The 21,198-nt window shown below is 55.9% G+C and carries 25 protein-coding genes; 15 read left to right on the top strand and 10 right to left on the bottom strand.

Annotated elements, in window-relative coordinates; translation table 11 throughout:
* Positions 1-48: 48 nt before the first annotated feature.
* The 11 genes from HCH_RS23045 (at position 49) to HCH_RS22995 (ending at position 7,852) form a co-directional block, all read left to right on the top strand.
* On the top strand, positions 49-495 hold the full coding sequence (locus HCH_RS23045) for a CesT family type III secretion system chaperone (RefSeq protein WP_011398878.1): 447 nt from the start codon (positions 49-51) through the stop codon (positions 493-495).
* A gap of 147 nt (positions 496-642) precedes the next feature.
* Complete coding sequence (sctC, locus tag HCH_RS23040; RefSeq protein ID WP_011398876.1) at positions 643-2,490, top strand: type III secretion system outer membrane ring subunit SctC; 1,848 nt, start codon at positions 643-645, stop codon at positions 2,488-2,490.
* A gap of 104 nt (positions 2,491-2,594) precedes the next feature.
* Positions 2,595-3,734, top strand: coding sequence for a type III secretion system inner membrane ring subunit SctD (gene sctD, locus HCH_RS23035; protein WP_011398875.1), 1,140 nt, complete (start codon positions 2,595-2,597; stop codon positions 3,732-3,734).
* A gap of 2 nt (positions 3,735-3,736) precedes the next feature.
* Positions 3,737-3,985: a hypothetical protein gene (locus HCH_RS23030; protein ID WP_011398874.1), complete on the top strand. Its 249-nt coding sequence runs from the start codon at positions 3,737-3,739 to the stop codon at positions 3,983-3,985.
* A gap of 90 nt (positions 3,986-4,075) precedes the next feature.
* Positions 4,076-4,279 (top strand): hypothetical protein, encoded by a 204-nt coding sequence (locus HCH_RS23025; protein WP_011398872.1) that lies wholly within the window; start codon positions 4,076-4,078, stop codon positions 4,277-4,279.
* Between the two features lie 109 nt (positions 4,280-4,388).
* Entirely contained in the window at positions 4,389-4,769 is a 381-nt protein-coding gene (locus HCH_RS23020) for a hypothetical protein (protein WP_011398870.1), read from the top strand.
* Positions 4,770-4,772: 3 nt separating this feature from the next.
* Positions 4,773-5,192, top strand: a complete 420-nt coding sequence (locus HCH_RS23015) for a hypothetical protein (RefSeq protein ID WP_011398868.1) — start codon at positions 4,773-4,775, stop codon at positions 5,190-5,192.
* 15 nt (positions 5,193-5,207) lie between these two features.
* On the top strand, positions 5,208-5,963 hold the full coding sequence (gene sctJ / locus HCH_RS23010; protein ID WP_011398867.1) for a type III secretion system inner membrane ring lipoprotein SctJ: 756 nt from the start codon (positions 5,208-5,210) through the stop codon (positions 5,961-5,963).
* Complete coding sequence (locus HCH_RS23005) at positions 5,960-6,643, top strand: SctK family type III secretion system sorting platform protein (RefSeq protein ID WP_011398866.1); 684 nt, start codon at positions 5,960-5,962, stop codon at positions 6,641-6,643. The genes sctJ and HCH_RS23005 overlap by 4 nt, the downstream gene beginning before the upstream one ends.
* The gene (locus tag HCH_RS23000; RefSeq protein WP_011398865.1) at positions 6,622-7,248 is read left to right on the top strand and encodes an HrpE/YscL family type III secretion apparatus protein; all 627 of its coding nucleotides are present in this window, start codon (positions 6,622-6,624) and stop codon (positions 7,246-7,248) included. Before HCH_RS23005 ends, HCH_RS23000 begins: the two co-directional genes overlap by 22 nt.
* Positions 7,249-7,396: 148 nt before the next feature.
* Positions 7,397-7,852, top strand: a complete 456-nt coding sequence (locus HCH_RS22995; RefSeq protein ID WP_011398863.1) for a GNAT family N-acetyltransferase — start codon at positions 7,397-7,399, stop codon at positions 7,850-7,852.
* 79 nt (positions 7,853-7,931) lie between these two features.
* On the opposite strand, the gene HCH_RS22990 is transcribed toward HCH_RS22995, so the two are convergent.
* From HCH_RS22990 to sctN, 10 genes are all read right to left on the bottom strand, one after another.
* Positions 7,932-8,888, bottom strand: coding sequence for a histone deacetylase family protein (locus tag HCH_RS22990; protein ID WP_011398862.1), 957 nt, complete (start codon positions 8,886-8,888; stop codon positions 7,932-7,934).
* A 65-nt stretch (positions 8,889-8,953) separates the two neighbouring features.
* Entirely contained in the window at positions 8,954-9,748 is a 795-nt protein-coding gene (locus tag HCH_RS22985) for a substrate-binding periplasmic protein (protein ID WP_011398861.1), read from the bottom strand.
* 111 nt (positions 9,749-9,859) lie between these two features.
* Positions 9,860-10,915: a type III secretion system export apparatus subunit SctU gene (sctU, locus tag HCH_RS22980; protein WP_011398860.1), complete on the bottom strand. Its 1,056-nt coding sequence runs from the start codon at positions 10,913-10,915 to the stop codon at positions 9,860-9,862.
* A gap of 3 nt (positions 10,916-10,918) precedes the next feature.
* Positions 10,919-11,707, bottom strand: coding sequence for a type III secretion system export apparatus subunit SctT (sctT, locus tag HCH_RS22975; RefSeq protein WP_011398859.1), 789 nt, complete (start codon positions 11,705-11,707; stop codon positions 10,919-10,921).
* Positions 11,704-11,976, bottom strand: coding sequence for a type III secretion system export apparatus subunit SctS (gene sctS, locus HCH_RS22970; RefSeq protein ID WP_011398858.1), 273 nt, complete (start codon positions 11,974-11,976; stop codon positions 11,704-11,706). The genes sctT and sctS overlap by 4 nt, the downstream gene beginning before the upstream one ends.
* A complete protein-coding gene (sctR, locus tag HCH_RS22965; RefSeq protein ID WP_011398857.1) occupies positions 11,973-12,620 on the bottom strand; it encodes a type III secretion system export apparatus subunit SctR in 648 nt (215 codons plus the stop codon). Before sctR ends, sctS begins: the two co-directional genes overlap by 4 nt.
* Positions 12,613-13,611, bottom strand: a complete 999-nt coding sequence (locus HCH_RS22960; protein ID WP_041598875.1) for a FliM/FliN family flagellar motor switch protein — start codon at positions 13,609-13,611, stop codon at positions 12,613-12,615. The genes sctR and HCH_RS22960 overlap by 8 nt, the downstream gene beginning before the upstream one ends.
* Positions 13,608-17,051: a type III secretion HpaP family protein gene (locus HCH_RS22955; protein WP_011398855.1), complete on the bottom strand. Its 3,444-nt coding sequence runs from the start codon at positions 17,049-17,051 to the stop codon at positions 13,608-13,610. Before HCH_RS22955 ends, HCH_RS22960 begins: the two co-directional genes overlap by 4 nt.
* 21 nt (positions 17,052-17,072) lie before the next feature.
* Positions 17,073-17,546, bottom strand: a complete 474-nt coding sequence (locus HCH_RS22950; protein WP_011398854.1) for a type III secretion protein — start codon at positions 17,544-17,546, stop codon at positions 17,073-17,075.
* Between the two features lie 3 nt (positions 17,547-17,549).
* On the bottom strand, positions 17,550-18,869 hold the full coding sequence (gene sctN, locus HCH_RS22945; protein ID WP_011398853.1) for a type III secretion system ATPase SctN: 1,320 nt from the start codon (positions 18,867-18,869) through the stop codon (positions 17,550-17,552).
* 105 nt (positions 18,870-18,974) lie between these two features.
* Here sctN and sctW point away from each other — a divergent pair, with 105 nt between their 5' ends.
* From sctW to HCH_RS22925, 4 genes are read left to right on the top strand one after another with little or no spacing between them, the layout of a single operon-like run.
* On the top strand, positions 18,975-20,105 hold the full coding sequence (gene sctW / locus HCH_RS22940; RefSeq protein WP_041598874.1) for a type III secretion system gatekeeper subunit SctW: 1,131 nt from the start codon (positions 18,975-18,977) through the stop codon (positions 20,103-20,105).
* 43 nt (positions 20,106-20,148) lie between these two features.
* Entirely contained in the window at positions 20,149-20,526 is a 378-nt protein-coding gene (locus HCH_RS22935) for a hypothetical protein (RefSeq protein WP_011398851.1), read from the top strand.
* Positions 20,526-20,822, top strand: coding sequence for an STAS domain-containing protein (locus HCH_RS22930; protein WP_011398850.1), 297 nt, complete (start codon positions 20,526-20,528; stop codon positions 20,820-20,822). The genes HCH_RS22935 and HCH_RS22930 overlap by 1 nt, the downstream gene beginning before the upstream one ends.
* Complete coding sequence (locus tag HCH_RS22925) at positions 20,819-21,196, top strand: hypothetical protein (RefSeq protein WP_011398849.1); 378 nt, start codon at positions 20,819-20,821, stop codon at positions 21,194-21,196. Before HCH_RS22930 ends, HCH_RS22925 begins: the two co-directional genes overlap by 4 nt.
* Positions 21,197-21,198 lie beyond the last annotated feature (2 nt).

Raw genomic sequence — 21,198 nt, 5'->3', positions numbered from 1 at the left:
GTTACCAATCCGATAGACCTAAGGCATCAGGCGAAACGGGACATAACTATGAGCACGACACTCAATAAACTGATTGCAGAGTTTGCGAAGAAATACGACATGCCGGATCTGGAGCAGACTCCTGAAGGCCATTTTGAATGGTATGTGGACGCCAATCCGGTGCGGTTTTTTGAGTCCACCGGCAAGATCTACGTCGCCGCGCAGGTGCGCAAGCTGCCCGAAGATAAGCGGGAGCGCGGCGAGTGCGTCAGGACTGCATTGAAGGCGGCGCTGGCGAACGCCGACTCCCATCGTGAATCCCTTTATATCGACGTCAATCAGGATGCGCTGTGTCTGTATCGCTGTATGGCTGCGAAAGAATTGTCCCTGTTCGATTTTGAAAAACTGCTGGAGTCCTTCATGCACGCTTTGGATTGCATGACTGAGATTACCGGCTCCGTGGGCGGTTACGCCCGCCGCGATATTCCCGTGCTGGCCCCGCATACCCGGTTCTGAATGGAATGACTCCAGAATAATCAGGCGCATGGATGCGCCTGCGCGGCGGCCAGCCGCGGGAGACAGGGCCTGTCGTTGTAGACAAATAAAAGGAAGCTATTTGTCTTCCTGAAAAATAGTAACTAAAGACATTGATGGAAGTAAGGCATGAAATTTAAAGGCTTGATCGCTCTGTTGCTGACATTGGTTTGCTCCGGCGCATTCGCCGCTGAACCCCGCTGGAACAATTCGCCTTATGAGTTGTACGCCAACGGTGAATCGCTGACGGACGTTTTGAAGAACTTCGCCGCCAGCTACGGCATTCCGGTGACAGTGAGCCCTCGCATCGCCGGGACGGTCAACGGCAGCTTCAAAGGGGAGTCGCCGCGCCAGTTCCTGGATATTTTGGGTAAATCCTTTGAGTTCGAATGGTACTACGACGGCTCTACGCTGCATTTTTTCCGCGGCGATGAAATCGTCAGCCGCATCATCACGCTCACCAATATCAAAACCTCGCAACTGCGCAATGCGGTGGAGAAAGTCGGCATCTGGGACGAGCGCTTCAGTTGGAAGGAAATGCCGGACAAAGGCATGGTCTATATCTCCGGTCCGTCCTCCATGGTGGATTTGATTCAGGAAACTGCGTCGGTGCTGGAAAGTCAGGTAGTGACCATGCCCCGTCGCGACCAGTACTCCATGCAGATGTTTCGCCTGCGCTACGCCACCGCGGCGGATCGCGTGCAAAGCTATCGCGGCAAAGAGGTTGTGGTTCCCGGTATGGCTTCCGTGTTGCGCGGAGCCTTGGCCGCAGGCCAGGGTAAAAGCGGAGAAACCAGCATCGGCGGACCTGTCGGCGTCCTGGAAGGTAAGAGAACATCCAGCCCGGTGACCTCGGATATGCCGGGAACCGGCGAGCGCGCCTGGGTCGAGGCGGATGGCCGCACCAACTCCATCATCGTATACGACCGCCTGGAACGCATGCCCATGTATAAGGCCCTGGTGCGCAATCTGGACCAGCCCTCCGAGCAGGTGGAAGTGAATGTCTCCATTATCAGCGTCAGCGCAACCAACCTGAAAGAGCTGGGCGTGAGCTGGCAGGCCCGCGACCAGAAACTGGGCGAGTTCGGATACGGCGGTATCGACAAGCAGAATCCGGCGCCAAACAAAAACCAGTTGGCGATTCTTGGCGGCGCGGATGCGACTTTCTCCACGGTACTGGATTCCGGTCTGGATTATTTCATCGCCAAGGTGAACGCCTTGGTGGAGGACGGCGATGCGCAGGTGGTGTCGAGACCCTCCGTGGTCACCAGCGAGCATTTGGAAGCGGTGCTGGACGATAGCACGACCTTCCATGTGCGTGTGCAGGGTAATGAACAGGTCGATCTGTTTCCTGTCACGGTGGGCTCGGTCCTGCGTGTGACGCCGCATATTCAGCGTGGCGAGGAACAGAAAGGCATCAACCTGGAAGTCACCATCGAAGACGGGCAGCAAACCGGCGAAGAAGTGGATCGCATTCCCGTTATCAAGACCAGCAGCATTAATACGCAAACCGTAGTGGGTCTGGGGCAGAGTCTGCTGATTGGCGGCTTCTTCCAGGATTATGAGAGCGAGTCCGTCGGTGGGGTGCCCCTGCTTAAGGATATTCCATTGCTGGGCGCGCTGTTCCGCACAACGAATCATAACCGCAAGAAGATGGTCAAACTGTTCCTGATGACCCCGAAAATCATTGATGTCCCTACCGGCGGTCTGGCCTCTAACGGCCGCAAGATATACGGCTACGCCTTCCAGGTGGGCAGCTCCAACAAAGACGGCGCCGTGGCGATCCGTGAGTACTTCGATTCCCGCGGTTTTCCCACTCAGATGGAAGTCGAGAAAAACGGAGAAAAGCCAATTTATTCAGTTGTTATCGGAAACTATTCCCGCTGCGATGACACTCAAAGAGTAGCGAAGGCGTTCCCTGACGCACTGAAAGGCGACGCCAACATGATCAACAGCTGCCACCCACTGACCCGTTAATACGACGGGCGTGGCGGAACGGCGAAATGAATGGCGATGCAACGGTTAAGTGACTGCGAGCAGTGAACTGACCGGCAATAGATAAATAACTGGTAAGAGCGCGTATGTCTGACTGGAAGCTGAAAATTCTCTCCGGAGCTCACGCAGGAAGCGAACTGGATCTGGCTGTCGGCAAGTATGTGTGTGGCAGCGACGATAACGATGATCTGGTGTTTCAGGAACCCAACCTGCTCGCGGCGCACTTTTCACTGCAAGTCGAAGAACAGCAAATACGCCTGACTCTGCTGCAGGAGGGTAGCCGCTTGTTACTGAATGGCGAAGTGTCCGAGCAAAGAGATTTGGTGGTGGAAGAGGTGGCGCCAGTCGCCATCGATGACTTCCAGTTCGCTGTCGCCAACGGTCCGGCGGAATGGCCGCAACCGGTGGTCCCCGCAGCGACGGCGTCGCAGCCTAAGTCGGCGTCTGACGCCGTCGCTGCGGACGCTCCCGCAAGCGCGCCGACAACGCCTCTGCCCAGCCGCAGCTGGTCGGAGACCTTCAATCGTATGAAGGTGGGGTTGGGTGTGATGGGCGCCTGCGCCGGCCTGCTGATGATGTTGGCGGTAGGCTCCATGTCCAATGCGGAAAAGTCCAAAGAAGGCGTTGTCGCCGCTGATCGCGCCAACCTGCAAAGCGAGCTTGCGCAAACACTGGGCTTGCCCAATGTGAAGGTGCTTGCGCTCGCGGATGGCGTGAGCTGGTTGGTGGAAGGTTACGTGAACGACGCCGGTGAACTGAATCGTCTGACCCGTTGGATGGAGTCGAAAAAGCTACAGGCCACGCTCAAGGTAAAAGTCACTGACGAGCTTATCAAAGGCGCGGAAATCGCGTTGACGGCCCTGGGCTACTCCAATGTCTCCGTATTCAAGGGGGATCGTCCCGGCTTTCTGGTGCTGAAAGGCAACGTGGACGACGACGTCGCGTGGAAAAAGAACCGCGGACGTCTGCAGGTGGACGTGCCGGGGGTTATCGGGTTTGAAGACCTGGTCACCGCAGACACCAAGATGGCGCTGGCGCCGTTGCCCAATCTGGTGGTGAAAGGCATTTACATGGGCAAAACCCCGTTCTTCGTACTCAGCAACGGGGAAAAGTACTTCGTCGGCAGCCAGCTCAACTATGGCTATCGCGTGGAGGAAATCACCCCGCATATGTTGCAGCTCCGCAGAGGAGACAAACTGATCCAATATCGATTAGGAGTGGACTAGGCATGTTAAATCCGATGTTAAGAAACCAACCCGTAGACACCGAAATCAACGCGGAAAATATCAGTAAAGACTCCGGCGGAGTCATGCTGAGAAACGTGATCAATGAATTAACCAATGCGTCCGCCAGCGTGCGGCGCAAATTGAACTCCGGTCTGAACCAGGACGACTTCAAACGCCACAATGCTTTTAAAGAAAGTATTGACCGCGCCATCGTCGTGCTGGAGCAGACCTGGTCCAAACTTCAGCGTTAGACGGTCTGGAAGACCGTTTGTTGAAGCACAAGCCCTACCGGGCGAAGAGTAATCTCGATAGAAACTTGAATATTTAGTGAGGAAAACACTATGGCGGAAGTAAGCAATAACTTCACCAGCATGACTCTTGACGACGCATCCAACTTCGCTGTGCCGGATTCTCCTGAAGCGATGAACGCCATGCTGAAGGATCTCTATGCCCAGGCTGAGAAGAATGCGATGGAAAGAGAAATCCTGTCTTTGATTCACAAGCTGATCATGGACGCCATCAAAAAGATCGGTCAGGCGGCTTAACGCTATCCGATTCTCGGGCCCGGTTTTATTTTGGGCCCGGTTATCCCCGCCGCAGGCTTTCTGATGAGAGTGGCGGCGGGAATATCAGGAAAATTGAGAGGATTTGCTTATGTTATATCCTGAAAATCTCATCAAGCGGGTGTCGGAAATCGGCGTCCTGGCTTGTGAGCAGGGCAGGTTACAGGACGCTGAAGTAATTTTCGGCGGCGTGGCGGCGATCGCCGACGACGTAACCAGTCATACTGCCGCAGGGCTGGGCATGGCGGCGACCAAGATCGCCGGCGGCGACTTTGAAAGCGGCGTCAAGCTGCTGTCCGATAATCTGGCTGCGCTGGATTACGAAAACATGGACGCATTGGCGCTGCTGGTGTTCGCCATGAAACGGTCCGGACGCACGCAGGATGCGGAAGAGCTGATACCTCGTCTGACCTCTAACCCTGACTTCAAGGGCTCCCTGGCGGAAGAAATTCTGCTGGCGGCGGAGGGGTAAGCGATGGATGCAGCAATAGCCGCCGTTGCGCCGGATCAGGCGCTTCAGAAAGACTTTGCGCAACCGGTCAGCTCCGGCGCTAACGCCCATGAAATCGCCCGCTTTACAGAGGTGATGGAAGCAGGACGTCCTCCTGCGGCGAGCAATGTTCAGGTGGTGCATCAAACCTATGCGACTCAGAACGCGGAAAAACCGTTCATCAGCCTGGGCGACACCATTCTGAATAAATTGCAGGCCATGGGTAAGGGCTATCAGGACCGTATTCACGCGTTGGAGCAACGCATGAATCAGCCTGTCAGCTCGCCTGCGGAAGCCAACAAGCTGTTCTTTGAAGTCAGTCAGATTTCCATTCAGCAGCAGATGGCTTTAGCGGTGACCAGCAAGGTCAACAAAAATGCGGAAAGCCTGTTAAAAGCGCAATAGACTGAAGGGTATGCTATGAAAAAGCGACAGATTTGGCGGTCCGGACTGTGTTTGCTGTTACTGCTGCTGGGTGGTTGCAAGACCGAGCTGTACAGCGGTTTGAGCCAGCAGGAAGGCAATGAGATGTATGCGATTCTCCGTTCCACAGGCTTTAATGTGGAGATGGAAGTGCTCGGCGCCGGTAAAGACCAGAACGTGCGTCTGAAGCTGCCCGAGCAGCAGGTGGCCCGCGCCATCAGTGTGTTGCAGAGACAGGGCTATCCTAAGCAGCATTTCGCCACCATGGGTGAAATCTTCGCGAAAGACGGCTTGATTTCTTCTCCCACTGAAGAGAAAGCGCGCTTCATCTACGCCATTTCCCAGGAGTTGTCGCACACATTGTCGAATATCGACGGCGTATTGGTGGCGAGGGTGCATGTGGTGATGCAGGAGGGGGATAAGTTCGACAAGAATCCCAAGCCCAGCACCGCCTCGGTATTTATTAAATACGTCGAGGATGCGCCGATCGAAACCCTGACGCCGAAGATTAAAGCGCTGGTCTCCAACAGTATTCTCGGCCTGGATTACGACCAAGTCTCCGTCGCTTTGTTTCCATCCAGTCTGAAGCGGATTACGTCTCCCGAGGAAGTTTCCAGCGGAAGCATCATGTACCTGTGGGCGGGTATTGGCGCGTTGCTGGTGCTGTTGCTTGTCGGCGCACTGTATTACGCGATGAGAGCAGGTTGGATTCCACGTAAAATTCAGGCTCCGGCCATTCAGAAACTGGCATGATCGACCTTATTCCCACCTCGGCCCGCTACCGTCACCTGATGTTGCGGCAAGTCCACGATTTCTATCGCTATCCGGCGGACTATCTGGATTCCAGCTGGCTGAGCGAGGACCCGCATTGGGGGGCGATTGAGCGCCTGTGGCGGCGACCGCACAGTCGTAAGGTGATGTCCGACTATATTCTGCAGCGCTGCGGGCTGGCCAAAACCATGGATTGCGACTTCGCCGCCTCTTATCAAAGACTGCCTCTATTGGCGGGCGACGCGCTACAGCGCATGATCATGCTGGGGGGCGCGTTAGCTTACTCGGCGCGTATTCCCAAACGTGCGGAGGCGGTGGCCGCGTCCACGGAGCTGCATCGCTTTGCTGTGTCCAAAGCGCCGTTTCTCGCCAGAAATGCGCCTGCCTTCTGTATTGATCTCGGGATTGCGGACTGGATGGACCAGGAGGCGGTGTCCCAGGGGCTTCGCTCCGCCGGACTGAATATGCTGGCCTGTGCGCTGAACGGCGTTCCGCAGTCCGTCGTCAAACGGCTGGCGTTGAAACTGCCCCATGCTTATAGCGCCATGTGCGACGCGGCTTTTATACGTCAGGCGACGCCTGAGCAAATCCAGGAAGCGCAACGTCTCATGCTTAAACTCTATCGGGAGGTTGACCCATCATGCTCTCTGTTATTCGACTGAACGACTCCCAGACTGACTTCGGACCCGAAGGCGTCCTTAAGGCTGAGGATTATCGCCAGTTACGGGATGCTGAGCAGACCATACTTGAGGCGCGGCATTCGGCTGACATGATCATGCAGCAGGCGCGGGAAGCCTATGAGGAAGAGAAAAAACGGGGCTTCGAGGAAGGTCTGCGCGAGGCGCGTCACAAGCAAGTGGAGCTGATGCTCGCCAATGCCGCGCAAATTATTCACTCCTACCAGGAGATCGAGCAGACGCTGACGAATCTGGTGATTGAGTCCGTGCGCAAGATCCTGAATGAATTCGACAAGGAAGAACTCGCCTATCAAGTCGTGCGCAAAGCCCTCTACCACATTGGCGAAGGCGCTCAGGTCACCGTAAAAATCGCCACCGATGTGGCGGCGCCAGTCCGCGCCAAGATCAAGGAGGCGCTGGAATTTTATCCGGGCCTGGAAAAATTCGAAGTCATCGCCGACCCCAACCTGGGGGACGGAGACTGCCAGATCGAAAGCAACTTCGGCGTTATCCGCGCCAATGTGGACGACCAAATGGAAGCGCTGACCCAGGCGATGAACAGCCGGATATTGGAGAGTCAGACCTTGTAGCCCTCGCCGGCGTCGCCAAACGCGCGACGCTATATTAAAATCCCGTCGCAATAATCATAAATATCCGCACATGTTCCGAGCGTACAGGGTTGTATAGCCCGCTGGCGATTGCGCCTGCGTTGTATTCCACTCAAAGCAATGGTTTGTTATGGAAATCAGGATTGATGATTTAAACGGCCCTGAAGTGGCTGAGTTGTTACAGGAACATCTTCGGGGAATGGCGGAGAATTCGCCGCCGGAGAGCATTCATGCGTTGGATCTGACGGGACTCAAAAAGCCTGAGATCACCTTCTGGACTGTCTGGGACGGCGCCGAACTGATGGGCTGCGGCGCGCTGAAAGAGCTGGGCGCTGGACATGGCGAGTTGAAGTCCATGCGCACGGCCACCACGCATCTTCGCAAAGGCGTTGCCTCCCACTTGTTGCGCCATATTCTTGAGGAAGCGCGGCGGCGCAACTACCGCCGTATCAGCCTGGAAACCGGCTCCATGGCGGCCTTTCAACCCGCCCACCAACTCTACGCGAACTATGGCTTCACCCTGTGCGGTCCTTTTGCGGACTACATTGAAGACCCGAATAGTGTGTTTATGACCATTGAGTTGTAGATAGTGCTAATCGAGCCGTTGTGTCAGCGGCTCGTTTTCGATTCATGCTGGAGACGGTGACGTTTGCTTTGTATGCGAGTCATTGAGGCATTTCTAACAGATGTTGCGCCAGGTCTGCGATCAGCCGGTAAGAATCTTTGGAATAGCCGCCGCTGGTCATAATGACCGTTGGAATGTTGTGTTTGATCAGCATGTCCAGAACGAAATGGTCCCGCGCTTTCACTCCGTTATAATCAACGCTCAGGCCGCCCAGTTTGTCGCCTTTCAATATATCCGTTCCTGCATTGTAAAAAGCCAGCTTGGGCTGTTTAACATGGTTAAAGAGACGAGGGAGTTCTTCTCTAAGGATATTCAAATAGACCTCGGTATCCGTGCCGGCATGCAAGGGAAGCATAAACGGAAACTCATCTGGATTGCCCTGATGTAACCCCGGATACGCCTGAAAGTTATACATATCAAAGTTGTGGACCATTGGGTCCGAGGCGATGTAGCTCTCAAATCCGTTGCCTCGGTGCGCGTCCAGATCGATCATCAGCACCTCATCGGCGCTGCCCAGGCGTTTTTCCGCTCGCAACAATTGGATCGCCAGGGCTGCATCTGAGAAAAAACAAAAGCCTTCGCCATGATCTCTGAAGGCATGGTGGAAGCCGCCTCCCAAGTTGAAAACAATTGCCTCTTCCTCAATGGCTTTATGGGCGGCGGTGATGGTTCCCGCCACGGCGTATTTGGCGGGAGTGAGCAAGCCTTTTTGCAGTAGTGAAGAAGGGAGCCACTTGAGTAGAGAGTTCTCCACTACGCGGCTGATGGCGGCTGAATGACTCAACGACGCCAAATACTCGCGAGAATGCGCCAAAGCCAGGGACTCTGTGGTAGCAGGATCATTGATCTGGAGGGTGATGTCGGCAAGTTTTTCGCCGAAATGTTCCCTGAGAACGCTCCATGCCCGGCTGTATTTGCTTGCGTCAAAAGGATGTAGAGCCGCCAGGCCTGGAAGGCGAAAATCATAGTGCGGCGAATAAGCGAGCAGTGTTTTCACGAGTAAACGGAGCGTTCTTGTAGGTCAGGGGCTCCCATTCTACAGTTCAGGCCGCTTAGCGTCGCTCATTCCTCTCTCATGTATTTCTCCAGCAAATATTCGCCCATTTCCTCTCGCGTTTGCGCCAGGGCGGCCCATAGGCTTTCTGCGTCCTGAGTGCGTTCTTCGTAGAATTTATGGGAGATGACCAGATACCAGTCGGAGATGAGAAAGGGTTCCGGGAGGGTGGTGATGGCGTCGCTGAGCCCCATGTTTCTGGCCAGAGTGCGACCGATGGATTGGTCGATGACATAGCCGTCCAGCCGATTGCGGATGAGAAGCTCAAAGCCGACATCCGGCGTCAGGCTGCTGGGGGCCAGAACCCCCATCCTTTCCAGTTTTTGATAGGCGACGTAGCCAACCGGCGCGCCGACGCCGAACTTGAGGCCCTGAAACTCTCCATTGCTGTATTGGAGTTTGCTGTCATTGGCGACGAAGATGGGATAGATGGCGCTCCACAGGCGTCGGTTGGGGTCCAGCTCGCCATTGAGATTGGGGTAGACGCCCCAGGTTTCCCGTTCTTTCAACCAGATGGCGGCGAAGAGCGCATCCAGACGGTTTTCTTCCAGGTCGCGAATACAACGCTTCCAGGGACGGCGATAGAACTTATACGGCAGCCCGACTCTCTCTGCGGCGATGTCAATCAGCTCTGGTAAGACGCCGGCCCGGTCGCGCAGCGCTTCCGCATCGGAAAGAGAATAAGGGGGCATGTGATCCGATTCATAGCAGATCCGTATTGGCGGCGGCTCCGCAAGTGCGGTTGGCGTCCACAATCCCTGTAACAGCAGCAGACCAATCGCCAGGAAGGTGGACTTGGGCATGACGCAGCTACATCAGTGAGGTTGGTAAATTAAGTTTAGAAGGAATCCTGAAAAGCGCCCAATGGATAGGGCGCGAAAATGCATATTCAGCTATTTTCGCTATTGCAGTTATCAGCGTTGCTGTCTTTGCTGATCAAGACTGTCCACCCACTGCAGCACCGCCGCAACAGCTTCGAACAGGTCGGGAGGGACGTAGTCGTTGACCTGCGCCCGTTTCCAAAGACCACGGGCGAGCGGCACGTTCTCCATCATGGGGATGCCTTCTTCCTCAGCGATTTTGCGAATGACTTTGGCCATTTGGTCCGCGCCTTTCACCATGACCTTGGGCACGTCCTCCACGCCTTTTTCATAGTAGATGCCGACCGCCAGATGGGTGGGGTTGGTGACGATGGCGGAGCACTTTTTCACTTGGGCCGGAATAGATGTGTTCATCATTTCCCGATGAATCTGCTTGCGCTTGCCCTTGATTTCCGGGCTGCCCTCCATTTGCTTGTATTCCCGCTTGACCTCGTCCTTACTCATTTTTTGTTGCTTTATAAACTGCTGTTTCTGGATGAAGAAATCCGCCGCCGCGAGAGCGATGAAAGTAATGGCGGAATACAGAATGAGTTGCTTCAGCAGCGTTCCGACAAAATCCGGGATGCATTCCACTTCACAATAATGCAGCCGGGCGGAATCATTGAGATTGTCCTTGATCAGCATATAGACCAGATAGGAAAGCACGCCCACTTTGATCAGCGACTTGATGAATTCAATGAAGTTTTTGACGCAAAAGATTTTCTTGAAGCCCTCCACCGGATTGAGCTTCTTGAGGTCGGGTTTCAGTGACTCTACCGCAAACAGAGCGCCCACTTGCAGAAAGTTTGCCAGAATGGCGGACGCCATGACCACGCCAACGGGCATTAACGTGAGATAAATCAGCTCATAGATCACATTGTCGACCACCATCGGCAGGGCTTCCAGAAACGGCCTGTCCATATACTGGGCGGGCAGCTCGATCAAGATGCTCAGGTGTGAGAGATAGGTGTCGGAGGTAGCCAGCAGCAATAGAAACATCGCACAAATAGTGGCGGTGGACACCACATCTTTACTATGGGCGACCTGGCCCTTTTTACGGGCGTCGCGCAGCTTTTTGGGGGTGGGCTTTTCGGTTTTTTCATCGCTCATGCGTCACGACCCCCATAGCACGTTGAGCTGTTTGAATAAATCAAAGGTGCGCAGATAACGTTCATCGAAAATGCGCATCAACACGCCCACATAGAAAGTCAGCATCACCATGCACACCAGGCTTTTTATCGGCATGGACAAGAAGAATACGTTGAGCTGGGGAGCGAAGCGACTGACCAGTCCCAGGCCGAATTCAGCCAGGAACATGCAGGCGATCAGCGGGGCGGCGAACAACACCACGATGCTCATGAAGTAGTCCAGCTGCGCAAAGAAAAAGCCCGCGGCCGACAGTTCGATTCTCGGGAAAAATGAGAAGATCGGCCAGGCGTGGTAACTGGCGTAAATGGCCCCCATCAGCGTGAGGAAGTTGCCTCCCAGAAAAAACAGGGTGGTGAATGTCTGTACGAACAGAATGCCGACGGGAGAGGCCTGAGAACCGGTCAGCGGGTTCATGGCGCTGGCCATGGTGGAGCCGCGCTGATTGTCGATAAAGAAGCCCACCGCCTCCAGCGCCCAGAACGGCAGCGCCGCCAGCCAGCCCAGACAGAACCCGATGATCACTTCCTTGAGAATAATGAGCGCGTACATAAACGGCGCCATGGTTTCCGGCTTGTAGCCTTCGTCCACGATGGGAAACAGAAACAGGGACAGACTGAGCACCACGCCGTTGCGGATCAGCGTGCCGCCGAAGAAGCTTTTGCTCAGGAACGGCATGACCGACATGGCCGCCAGCAGACGCGGCACGGTGAACATGAACAGCGTCAGCGTGTCGCTCATCAAGTGGGTCATCATGAGGGGCCGATCAACTCAATGTGGTCAAGGATATTCATGGAAAAATGGTAGATTTCAATGCCCAGCCAGCGCGCGGTGAGCATAATAGTGATGGACACCGCGATCAGCTTGATGGCGAAGGACAGGGTCTGATCCTGGATCTGAGTCAGCGACTGCACCAGACTCACCAGCGTGCCCACCACCGCCGCGACGATGACGGTGGGCATCGACAGCACCAGCACCAGCATCAGCAATTGACTGGCGTAATGAATGACTTCCGCTTCGCTCATTGGTAACTCAACACCAGGCCATGGGTTAGTCGGGTCCAGCCGTCCAGAAGCACGAACAGGAGTAATTTAAAGGGCAGGGAGATTGTCATCGGCGACACCATCATCATCCCCATCGCCAGCAAAATATTGGAAACGATCAGGTCGATGGCGATAAACGGCAGATACAGCAGAAAGCCGATTTCAAACGCGGATTTCAGCTCGCTGATGGTGAAAGACGGCACCAGCACCAGCATGCTGTTGGTGTCCAGGCGCGCTGCGTACTCCTTGGGCCACAGGGTTTCCGCACTTTCCAGAAAAAATCCGCGCTCCTTTTCGGAAGAGTGTTTGGTCAGGAACTCGGACATTGGGTCAATAGCGCTGTTAGCCAGCTCTTTGAGCGATTCCGACTGACTCAGGTCGAAGCCTTTTTCTTTCACCGTATCCGCTATCTGGTAGCCCACCGGCGCCATGATGTAGATCGACAACACGATGGCCAATCCGTATAACGCCATGTTCGGCGGAATCTGCTGAATGCCGAGGGCGTTGCGCAATAAGCTGAACACCACGGCGAGCTTGATGAAGGAAGTGGTCATGATGGCGATGAACGGGATCAGCGACAGCAGGACCAGCGTCCCGATAAGAGGAATCGCCTGTATATCAGTCATGCCCTTCGACCTCGCTGTCGCCGCCGGTCAACCGTACTACGCGCGCGCCAAGACGCCCATCGATTTCCACCAGCTCGCAGCGGGCCAGGGTTTGTCCGTTTACCTTCATCGCCACCGGCGCTTCCAGACTTAAGCCGAGATCAAAAGCGGCTCCCTCGGTCATCTGCGATAGCTCGGCCAGGGTCAAATTGAGAGAGCCGAGATGAAACTCCAGCTTCAATTCCAGATTTCCCAGGTCGGAGGGCGCGTCGAGAGGTTCGGGGGTATGTTGTGTATCTGAAGTCATGGGCGTCACCAGTACTAATTTGTGATCATCAAGTCGGGCGCGGCAGGCGCCGTATCCGGGCAGGCGTAAGGTCACCAGGTCCGCGGATGCGCCTGGCGGCAGCATCAACACGTCTCCGGTCCGCAGGCATTTAACGTCGTTGAGAGACATCCGGCGCTCCGCCAGCAGCACCTGCGCCGACGCCGTCGGCGTAACCGGCGTGGGCGCTGTTTCCGCAGGCAGGGTGGCGAGCAAAGCGGCCATGCGCTCCGCAAGGTGCGGAGGCGGGGTCAGCAGCCCCAGGCCGGTATTGCCGCTGGCGCTTATCTGCATGCCGATACGGACCCCGGCCACCACCATGGTGCTGTCCTGGCTGATTTCATCCAGCTCCAGCTCTGTTTGCAGCGCGGAGGAGAGCGCGTGCAGAGGGCCGTTTAATTGCGCCGTGAGCAGCGCGGAGAGCAGGGCGTCCGGATAAATGGACGCATCCTGTTCTTCCCCCAGCAGTGCGCTGACGGCGCGTACGTCCAGGTGCAGGTGGCCGCGCCGCCCTTCGGCGTAAAAAGCGACGCTGACGAAAGTTTCCAGCATATCCAGCCGGCGCAGACTGAACTGCGCGATGTGCTCAGGCAATTGCAGCGCAAAAGGGCGGCGGCGGGCGCAGATCAGGTTATCCAGCGTCATCTGCGTTCGTCCCAGCCGGGGCGGCTTTACCGGCTTAATCATTGCTGCTGGCCTTTGGCGCGACGGACTGGCTCTTTACCGTACGGGGTGGCTTTTTTGCTTTCTTGAATCCTGACGTCAAAACGTTCATTGGGCAGTTTGCTCCTCAGGGATGTGCTCATCTCTCCCTTTAGTGACACCAGGAACGCCTGAGTTTCAGGATTGGGGGTATTAAAACTTAACTGAATGTCGCCATGTTTCCGCATAATGGCGATTTCCGTGCCTTTCAGCGGTCCGGAGCTCAACATCAGACGCAGCTCCTCCGGTTGCCCTGATCCTGGTTTGCTCACCAGAATGCGACTCACGATTTGATCGACGATCTTCTGCATCTCCGCCACTTTCTCCTGCGTGGAAACCTTACTGGTCTCAGTTCCACTGGCGTTGGCGACGACGTCCTTGGACGGGTTCTGTTGCGTGGGCTGCACCTGGAAGCTTTCCACCGGACCTTCTCGACGCTCTTGTGGTTTCTCTGTTTTCTCTTTGTTTGGCTGCGGCAGAGAGGGCTTTTCACGGCGCTCCTGATGATCGGAAGAGGCTGAACCCTTGCTCGTCACTTTATTGGCGAGGAGATTGCCAGGACGTTGGAACTCGCCTGCGTGAAGCTCAGGTTTACCGGATTCCGCTTTGGTGGAAACGCCTCCTTCCGGCTTTATGGGCGCGGTTCTGGCGTCAGCCTGAATCACGCTGGCGTCCATGGGGGACGGCTTTGAATGGGGAGACGCTTGAGTCTTGATGGCGTGATCTACGGAAGGCCCGAATTTATTTGCATCCTGACCAGCCTGATGGGGGCCGGACACTGGCGCTTTGAGGGGCGTTGCGCCATCTGCGTCAGGGCGTCCCGTTTTGACGACGGATGACGGGCGCTCGGATGAGTTTGGATCGCCCTGATGAGCGCCCGACTTGGCGGAAGGGTCAAGCGCCTGAGCTGTTTTATCCGCTTTCTTCGGCGTTGATGCGTGATGCTCAGAAGGCCCAGTTACAGGTTGACGCGAGTCGCCTTTGTCATGCGCCAGCTCGGGTTTAGGTTGAATATCGCCTTTTGCCTGCGCATCTGCCAGGTTTTCTGGCTTGTTCTGTGCGGGATCGCGATTAGCTGGAGTCGGCTCTGTTTTGGCTTGGACGTCGGGTTTGGGCGGCGTGTTCTCCGGTTTTTTCTGAACGGATTCTGGCTTATCCGTTACTTCAGGTTTGGGTTGGGTGTCTGCTTTGTTTTCTGGCTTGTTCTGTGCGGGATCGCGATTGGGTTGAGTCGGCTCAGTTTTGGCTTGGACGTCGGTTTTCGGCGGCGTGTTCTCGGGCTTTGTCTGAACGGGTTCTGGCTTATCCGTTACCTCTGGCTTGGGCTGGGTATCCGCTTTGTTTTCTGGCTTGGGTTGCACGGGATCGCGATTGGGTTGAGTCGGCTCCGTTTTGGCTTGGACGTCGGGTTTGGGCGGCGTGTTCTCTGGTTTTGACTGAATGGGTTCTGGTTTATCTGTTACCTCTGGCTTGGGTTGCGCAGGATCGCGATTGGGTTGAGTCGGCTCAGTTTTGGCCTGGGCGTCGGTTTTCGGCGGAGTGTTCTCGGGCTTTGTCTGAACGGGTTCTGGTTTATCCGTTACCTCTGGCTTAGGCTGGGTGTCCGCTTTATTCTCCGGCTTGGTTTGCACGGGATCGCGATTGGGTTGAGTCGGCTCCGTTTTGGCCTGGACGTCGGTTTTCGGCGGCGTGTTCTCGGGCTTTGTCTGAATGGGTTCTGGCTTATCCGTCACCTCTGGCTTGGGCTGGGTATCCGCCTTGTTTTCTGGCTTGGGTTGCGCAGGATCGCGATTGGGCTGAGTCGGTTCTGTTTTAGCCTGGACGTCGGTTTTCGGCGGCGTGTTCTCGGGCTTTGTCTGAACGGGCTCTGGCTGATTAGTCACGTCAGGCTTAGGTTGGGTGTCTGCTTTGTTTTCTGGCTTGGTTTGCGCAGGATCACGATTAGGCTGAGTGGGCTCTGTTTTAGCCTGGACGTCGGGTTTGGGTGGCGTGTTCTCTGGTTTTGACTGAACGGATTCCGGCTTATCCGTTACCTCAGGTTTGGGTTGGGTGTCTGCTTTGTTCTCTGGCTTGGGTTGCGCGGGATCGCGGTTGGGTTGAGTCGGCTCAGTTTTGGCCTGGACGTCGGTTTTGGGCGGCGTGTTCTCGGGCTTTGTCTGAACGGGTTCCGGCTGATTAGTCACGTCAGGCTTAGGTTGGGTGTCCGCTTTATTCTCTGGCTTGGGTTGCGCAGGATCGCGGTTGGGTTGAGTGGGCTCTGTTTTAGCTTGGACGTCGGGTTTGGGCGGCGTGTTCTCTGGTTTTGACTGAACGGACTCTGGCTGATTAGTCACGTCAGGCTTAGGCTGGGTGTCCGCTTTATTCTCCGGCTTGGTTTGCACGGAATCGCGATTAGGCTGAGTCGGTTCTGTTTTAGCCTGGACGTCGGGTTTGGGCGGCGTGTTCTCGGGCTTTGTCTGAACGGGTTCCGGCTGATTAGTCACGTCAGGTTTAGGCTGGGTGTCTGCTTTGTTCTCCGGCTTGGGCTGTGCGGGATCGCGATTGGGTTGAGTCGGCTCAGTTTTGGCTTGGACGTCGGTTTTGGGCTGTGTATTCTCCGGTTTTGTTTGAACGGACTCTGGCTTATCCGTCACCTCAGGCTTGGGTTGGGTTTCCGCCTTTGGTTGTAGTTTGTCGGAGACGGTTTTTGGGTCTTGGGTAGTATCAAGTCTGGCGTGAGCTTGACCGCTTTCCTGCTGAGCGGGTTTGTATCCGTTTGCGTCGGATTTCGCTTCTTGCCGCGGACTTTTTGAGTCATGGGAAGTTTCCGAGGCGGCTTTATCCGGGGTATTTGGTAAGGATGAGGATTGCGCGTCAGGATAGGATTTGGCGTACTCCGGGATGGTTGTTTCCGTTTTGAGCTGGCCGAATTGTTCATTGTTTTTGGGCGGAGACAGATCCGGCTTGTCTCCAGACAGCGGCGGCTTGCTTTGTAATGTGTCCAGCTGGCTGAGGTCCGCGCTGTTTTTGGTTTGGGGAGCGAAAAGGCTGAGTTCCCGTGGCGTTTGTTCTTGGGGCGACGTTTGCTTGGGGGGCGCCAGCTCCGGCTTGTCCAAAAGACCGCCTTTCTCTGTCGTTGAGGATTTCTGGGCGAAAGTCTGCGTCAAAGACGGGATGGAGGCTTTAGGTTCCATTTGAGCGGATTTGGATGGCTGCGCCAGGCTTTCCGCCGCTTTGAACGCATTTTTCACCATTTCAATCATGGTGTTGCGAACTTTATCCGGCACTGGCTTTTCCTGTGACTGCTCCTCCGTTTGCCGGAATTTATCCGGATTGACGGACTTGGTCTCCATCAATTTGCTGAACTGTTGCAGGGAGCTTTCCGCGACCGCTTCCGACTCTTTTTCCCTATCCGAGGAACCTGATGTGCGATTGGATATTCTCATAATGATTCTGGATTTCTGTGTTTAGTTTTGGGGGCGTGAAAAATTGGTTTCGCTGGCTTCCTCAAGCTCGAGTTCTTCGAGCCGCTGGGCTTCCGCGATGGCGTCGGCAGACACCTGCTCGATAAGCATCTGACACTTCTCTACGGCTTTGCCGGCTTCGGCCAGGGCTTGCTCCGCCTGACGCAGCGCAGCTTCCGCTTGTTTTTGCTCTTGTCTGGCTTTCTCTACCTGCTCCGCCAGTGAGACTTCCTTCAGGCGCAGCATGCCGATCTGATGTTTGACTTTGTCGATTGCCTTGAGGCCGACCTCCGACCCCATGATGCTGTCGTACAAACGGTGTTCTTCCTGCACTCGCCAGATCTCAAACTGCTGCAGGTCGCGTTGCGCTTCCTCTACTTTTTCCCGGGACTGCGTCAGCAACTGGCGCTTTCTCAGCGCTTCCGCCTGGGCGTTGCGTTCACGCAGCTTTTTAATATCGGCCAATGCGGACAGCATGTTTTACACCGACTGCGCAAGCGCATTAAGGGTGGTTTGGAAGTCGCACTTTTCGTCCGTCGCCTGCTTGAGAAAGCCGCGGATGCGGTCGATCTTGGCGATGGCTTCATCCGCTACGGGATCGCTGCCGCGCTGGTATTCGCCGATCTTCACCAGCAATTCAACATCCACATACTTGGCCATCAGCTCGCGCATTTTTCCCGCGGCCTGTCGATGTTCCGGGCTGGTGATGGCGGTCATTACCCGGCTGGTGCTGGCGAGCACGTCGATGGCGGGATAGTGGTTGGTGGCGGCCAGCTTGCGCGAGAGCACAATGTGGCCGTCGAGGATGGAGCGCACCTCGTCGGCGATGGGTTCGGACATGTCGTCCCCTTCCACCAATACCGTATAGAGCGCGGTAATGGAGCCCTTATCGTTGAACCCCACCCGCTCCAGCAGTTTGGGCAGGGTGGCGAACACGGAAGGCGGGAAGCCGCGGCGGGTTGGCGGCTCTCCCGCCGCCAGACCGATTTCCCGTTGCGCCCGGGCGAAACGCGTTACTGAATCCATCAGCAACAACACTTTCTGACCCTGGTCGCGGAAATATTCGGCGATAGTAGTGGCCACATACGCGGCTTTGGCGCGCTCCATGGAAGGACGGTCCGACGTGGAGATCACCAGCACCGAGCGGGCCAGGCCCTCCGGCCCCAGGTTATGTTCGATAAACTCCCGCACCTCCCGACCCCGTTCCCCGATCAGTGCGATAACGATGACATCCACGTCCGCGCCCATGACCAGCATGGACAACAGCGTACTCTTACCGCCGCCGGCGGCGGCGAATACGCCCATCCGTTGACCTTCGCCGCAGGTGAGAAGGCCGTCCAGGGCGCGCACGCCAAGACTGAGTGGTTCGCTGATCATGCGGCGCATCATGGGGGAGGGGGCGTCAGCGTAAACCGGATAGTGCTGCAGGTCGGAAGGGAAGTCCGCGTTTTTACCGTCCATCGGAGCGCCCATGCCGTCCAGCACGCGCCCCAGCAAATGAGGGCCGACGGCGATGTGGTGGGACTGTCCGGTAGTGATCACCTCTGTGGCGGTGGAAATGCCCAGCATGTCGCCCATAGGCGTCAACAGCGCTTCTTTTTCCTGAAACCCCACCACTTCGGCGAGCAGGCGGGGCGCGCCGGCGGACTCCAGATAGCAAAGCTCGCCGATTTGAGCGCCGGGAACGATCGCCCGGATGATGGTGCCGACCACGTTGGTCACCCGGCCGCGCAGGCCGACCGGTTGCACCTCGGCGATGGCCGAACGCAGGTCTGATAACACATGGCTCAACTGGCTCACGTTTGACTCCTTTAAGCGGAAATTAACTTTCGCAGAAAAACTTTCTTCTTATGGGTGTTACCAACAGGGAGAAAGTTGCATGTTCAATTGCCGGAGATCGCAAACTTGAGTGAGCAAATCGTCAACCGGACCAGCGCTCCTGTCCTGCAGAGCGGGTCGTTATCCACGAATGAAGCCGTTACCCGGCAGGGCAAACTGCATGGGGAAAATGTGCAGGTGAAGCAGAGCGCGTCCTCTTTATTGGAAGACGCTAAAGAGGAAGTGTCCCTTCTGTTCAAGGAACGAGCGGAGAAAACGTTGGCGCGGCGGGAAATGTCCACCGGCAAGAAAGAGAACAACCAGCAGATCCTGATCGAGAAAATCCGGGAGATGATGGATCAGGTTCCTGACCTGCTGAAGAACGTCAAAATGAAAGTGCTCATTGAGCGCATGGCCAGTAATTTTCCTTCCACGCCGCAACAGTTGATGCGGCGACTGGAGGAGTTCTCCAAAGACCCGACCTTGCAGTTCGTCGCCTTGCAGGTGTTGGAGCAGGAGGCCAAGTCCGGGGGCGCAGACAAGACTGAGCGCCTGAAGCTGATTCAAAGCGCCGCCGCCGAACTGATGAACACCAAAGGGGAAGCAGTACGGGCGGGCCTGAATGTATCGCTCACCGCCTCCGAATTCGCCGAGAGGCTGAAGACAGACGTTCAGATGCTGCGGGACGCCTATCGGGACGCGGTGTTGAACTACGGCGGCATTACCCAGACCTACCGTTCTATTGTCGAACGTCACAAAGGCAGCCCGTTTGAAACCGTACGCAAATATCTGTTGAAGGCCCTGAGCGCCGACTACAACGCGCAGGGGCCATCCATTGAGCCGTCCCGGCTCAAAGCGATCATGGACGATATGTACGCCCTCAAATTGTTGGGCGGCGTGCACGAGCAATGCTGCGACCTCATGGGCGTGATGCGCGATCTCTACGGTCAGGATGACTGCAAAAGCGGTCAGGAACTGATGGAGAAAGTGTTGGATATCAAGGAAATGGACTGGGTGCAGCCGTCCCAGATCGCCTCTATTCCGATGGAAATGAATGTGCTGGGCATTGAAAACCAGATCTACCTGTTGCGGGAAGTGGACACGGTGTTCCGTGAAATTCCCGAAAAAACCTACAACGACCCCGCCGATAGAGAGCGCCTGCTGGGCGTCTCCAGAGAAGCCCTTGAGCAGTTGTTTATCAAGGAGCAGGAGGAATGAGAACGGGGCGACGATCAATTCAGAACAGGAGTAAGTCAACATAATGAATGCGATTCACAACATGCTGAACGCCTACGGCCGCAGCATGGGCGTCAATGGCGTGGGAGAAGGCGTCACCGCGCTGAGTTACGAAACCGGCGAGCGTATCACGCTGGACCAGCGCGACGACTGTCTGGCGGTGTCGCTCAGCTACGAATTACCGGAGTTTGAGGTGGACGAGGTCGCGGAAAAACTGTTGCAGTTGACCCACTATCAGACCTCTACCGACTACCCGATCCAGCCTGGCCTGATGGGAGAAAGACGGCTGGTGATGACCATCTGTATGAACGCCTCCGAGGCGTCCATTGATTTTCTGGACGGCGCCATCCGCCGCCTGCGTCATCGTTATCAGGAACTGACCGGCAAGCTGGGTAATTTCTGATGGATGTCATTCTGAGCATGCCCTGGCCGTTGCAACCGGAAGCGGAGAAGTCGTTTCTGATGCGCTGTCGCGAACTGGCGGAACAGGGTGAGGAGCGAGTGTTTATCCGCTGCGATCAGGTCTCGCATCCCTCTACGCGGGTGTTGACGCTGCTGTTGAATATGGCCCGTTTGGCGCCTTATGGGCCGACGCGGTGGCGAGTGATCGACGCGGGAGAGAATGTGCTGGAGGCGCTCAGACTGACCGGGCTCGATCACTGGTTTAAAAACGAGACGGACGAGGAGGCTGTCGCATGAACAACATCTCTTTGCGCTCCAATATCGAAGGGCTATCCCTTTATAACGCGGCGGACGAACGCCAACTGCCGTCACGCAAGAAATTTACCCCCGCCGGCGGGCAGGTGGTGTCTCATTTACGTCAGCTTTACAGCAAAGGGGAAGAGTCTTCTCTGCTGGAATCATTCATTAAACCCCGGGTCAGTTCGGAAAGCCTGTTGTCGCCGGTGGATTTCGAGCGTCAGTACGGGGAAGTGCGCGGGCTGTTTCAAAAGCTGGCGCAACAATCCCCGGAAGACCGTGAGCTGTTCAGCAAGGCGGAGAAGATCTTGCGGGATAATCAGGATGATATGCGTTACCTCAATCAGTATCGCAATGCGTTGATCGAGGCTTAGGC

The sequence above is a fragment of the Hahella chejuensis KCTC 2396 genome (assembly GCF_000012985.1).
Taxonomy (GTDB): domain Bacteria; phylum Pseudomonadota; class Gammaproteobacteria; order Pseudomonadales; family Oleiphilaceae; genus Hahella; species Hahella chejuensis.
This window is presented reverse-complemented; position numbering and strand designations above follow the sequence as displayed.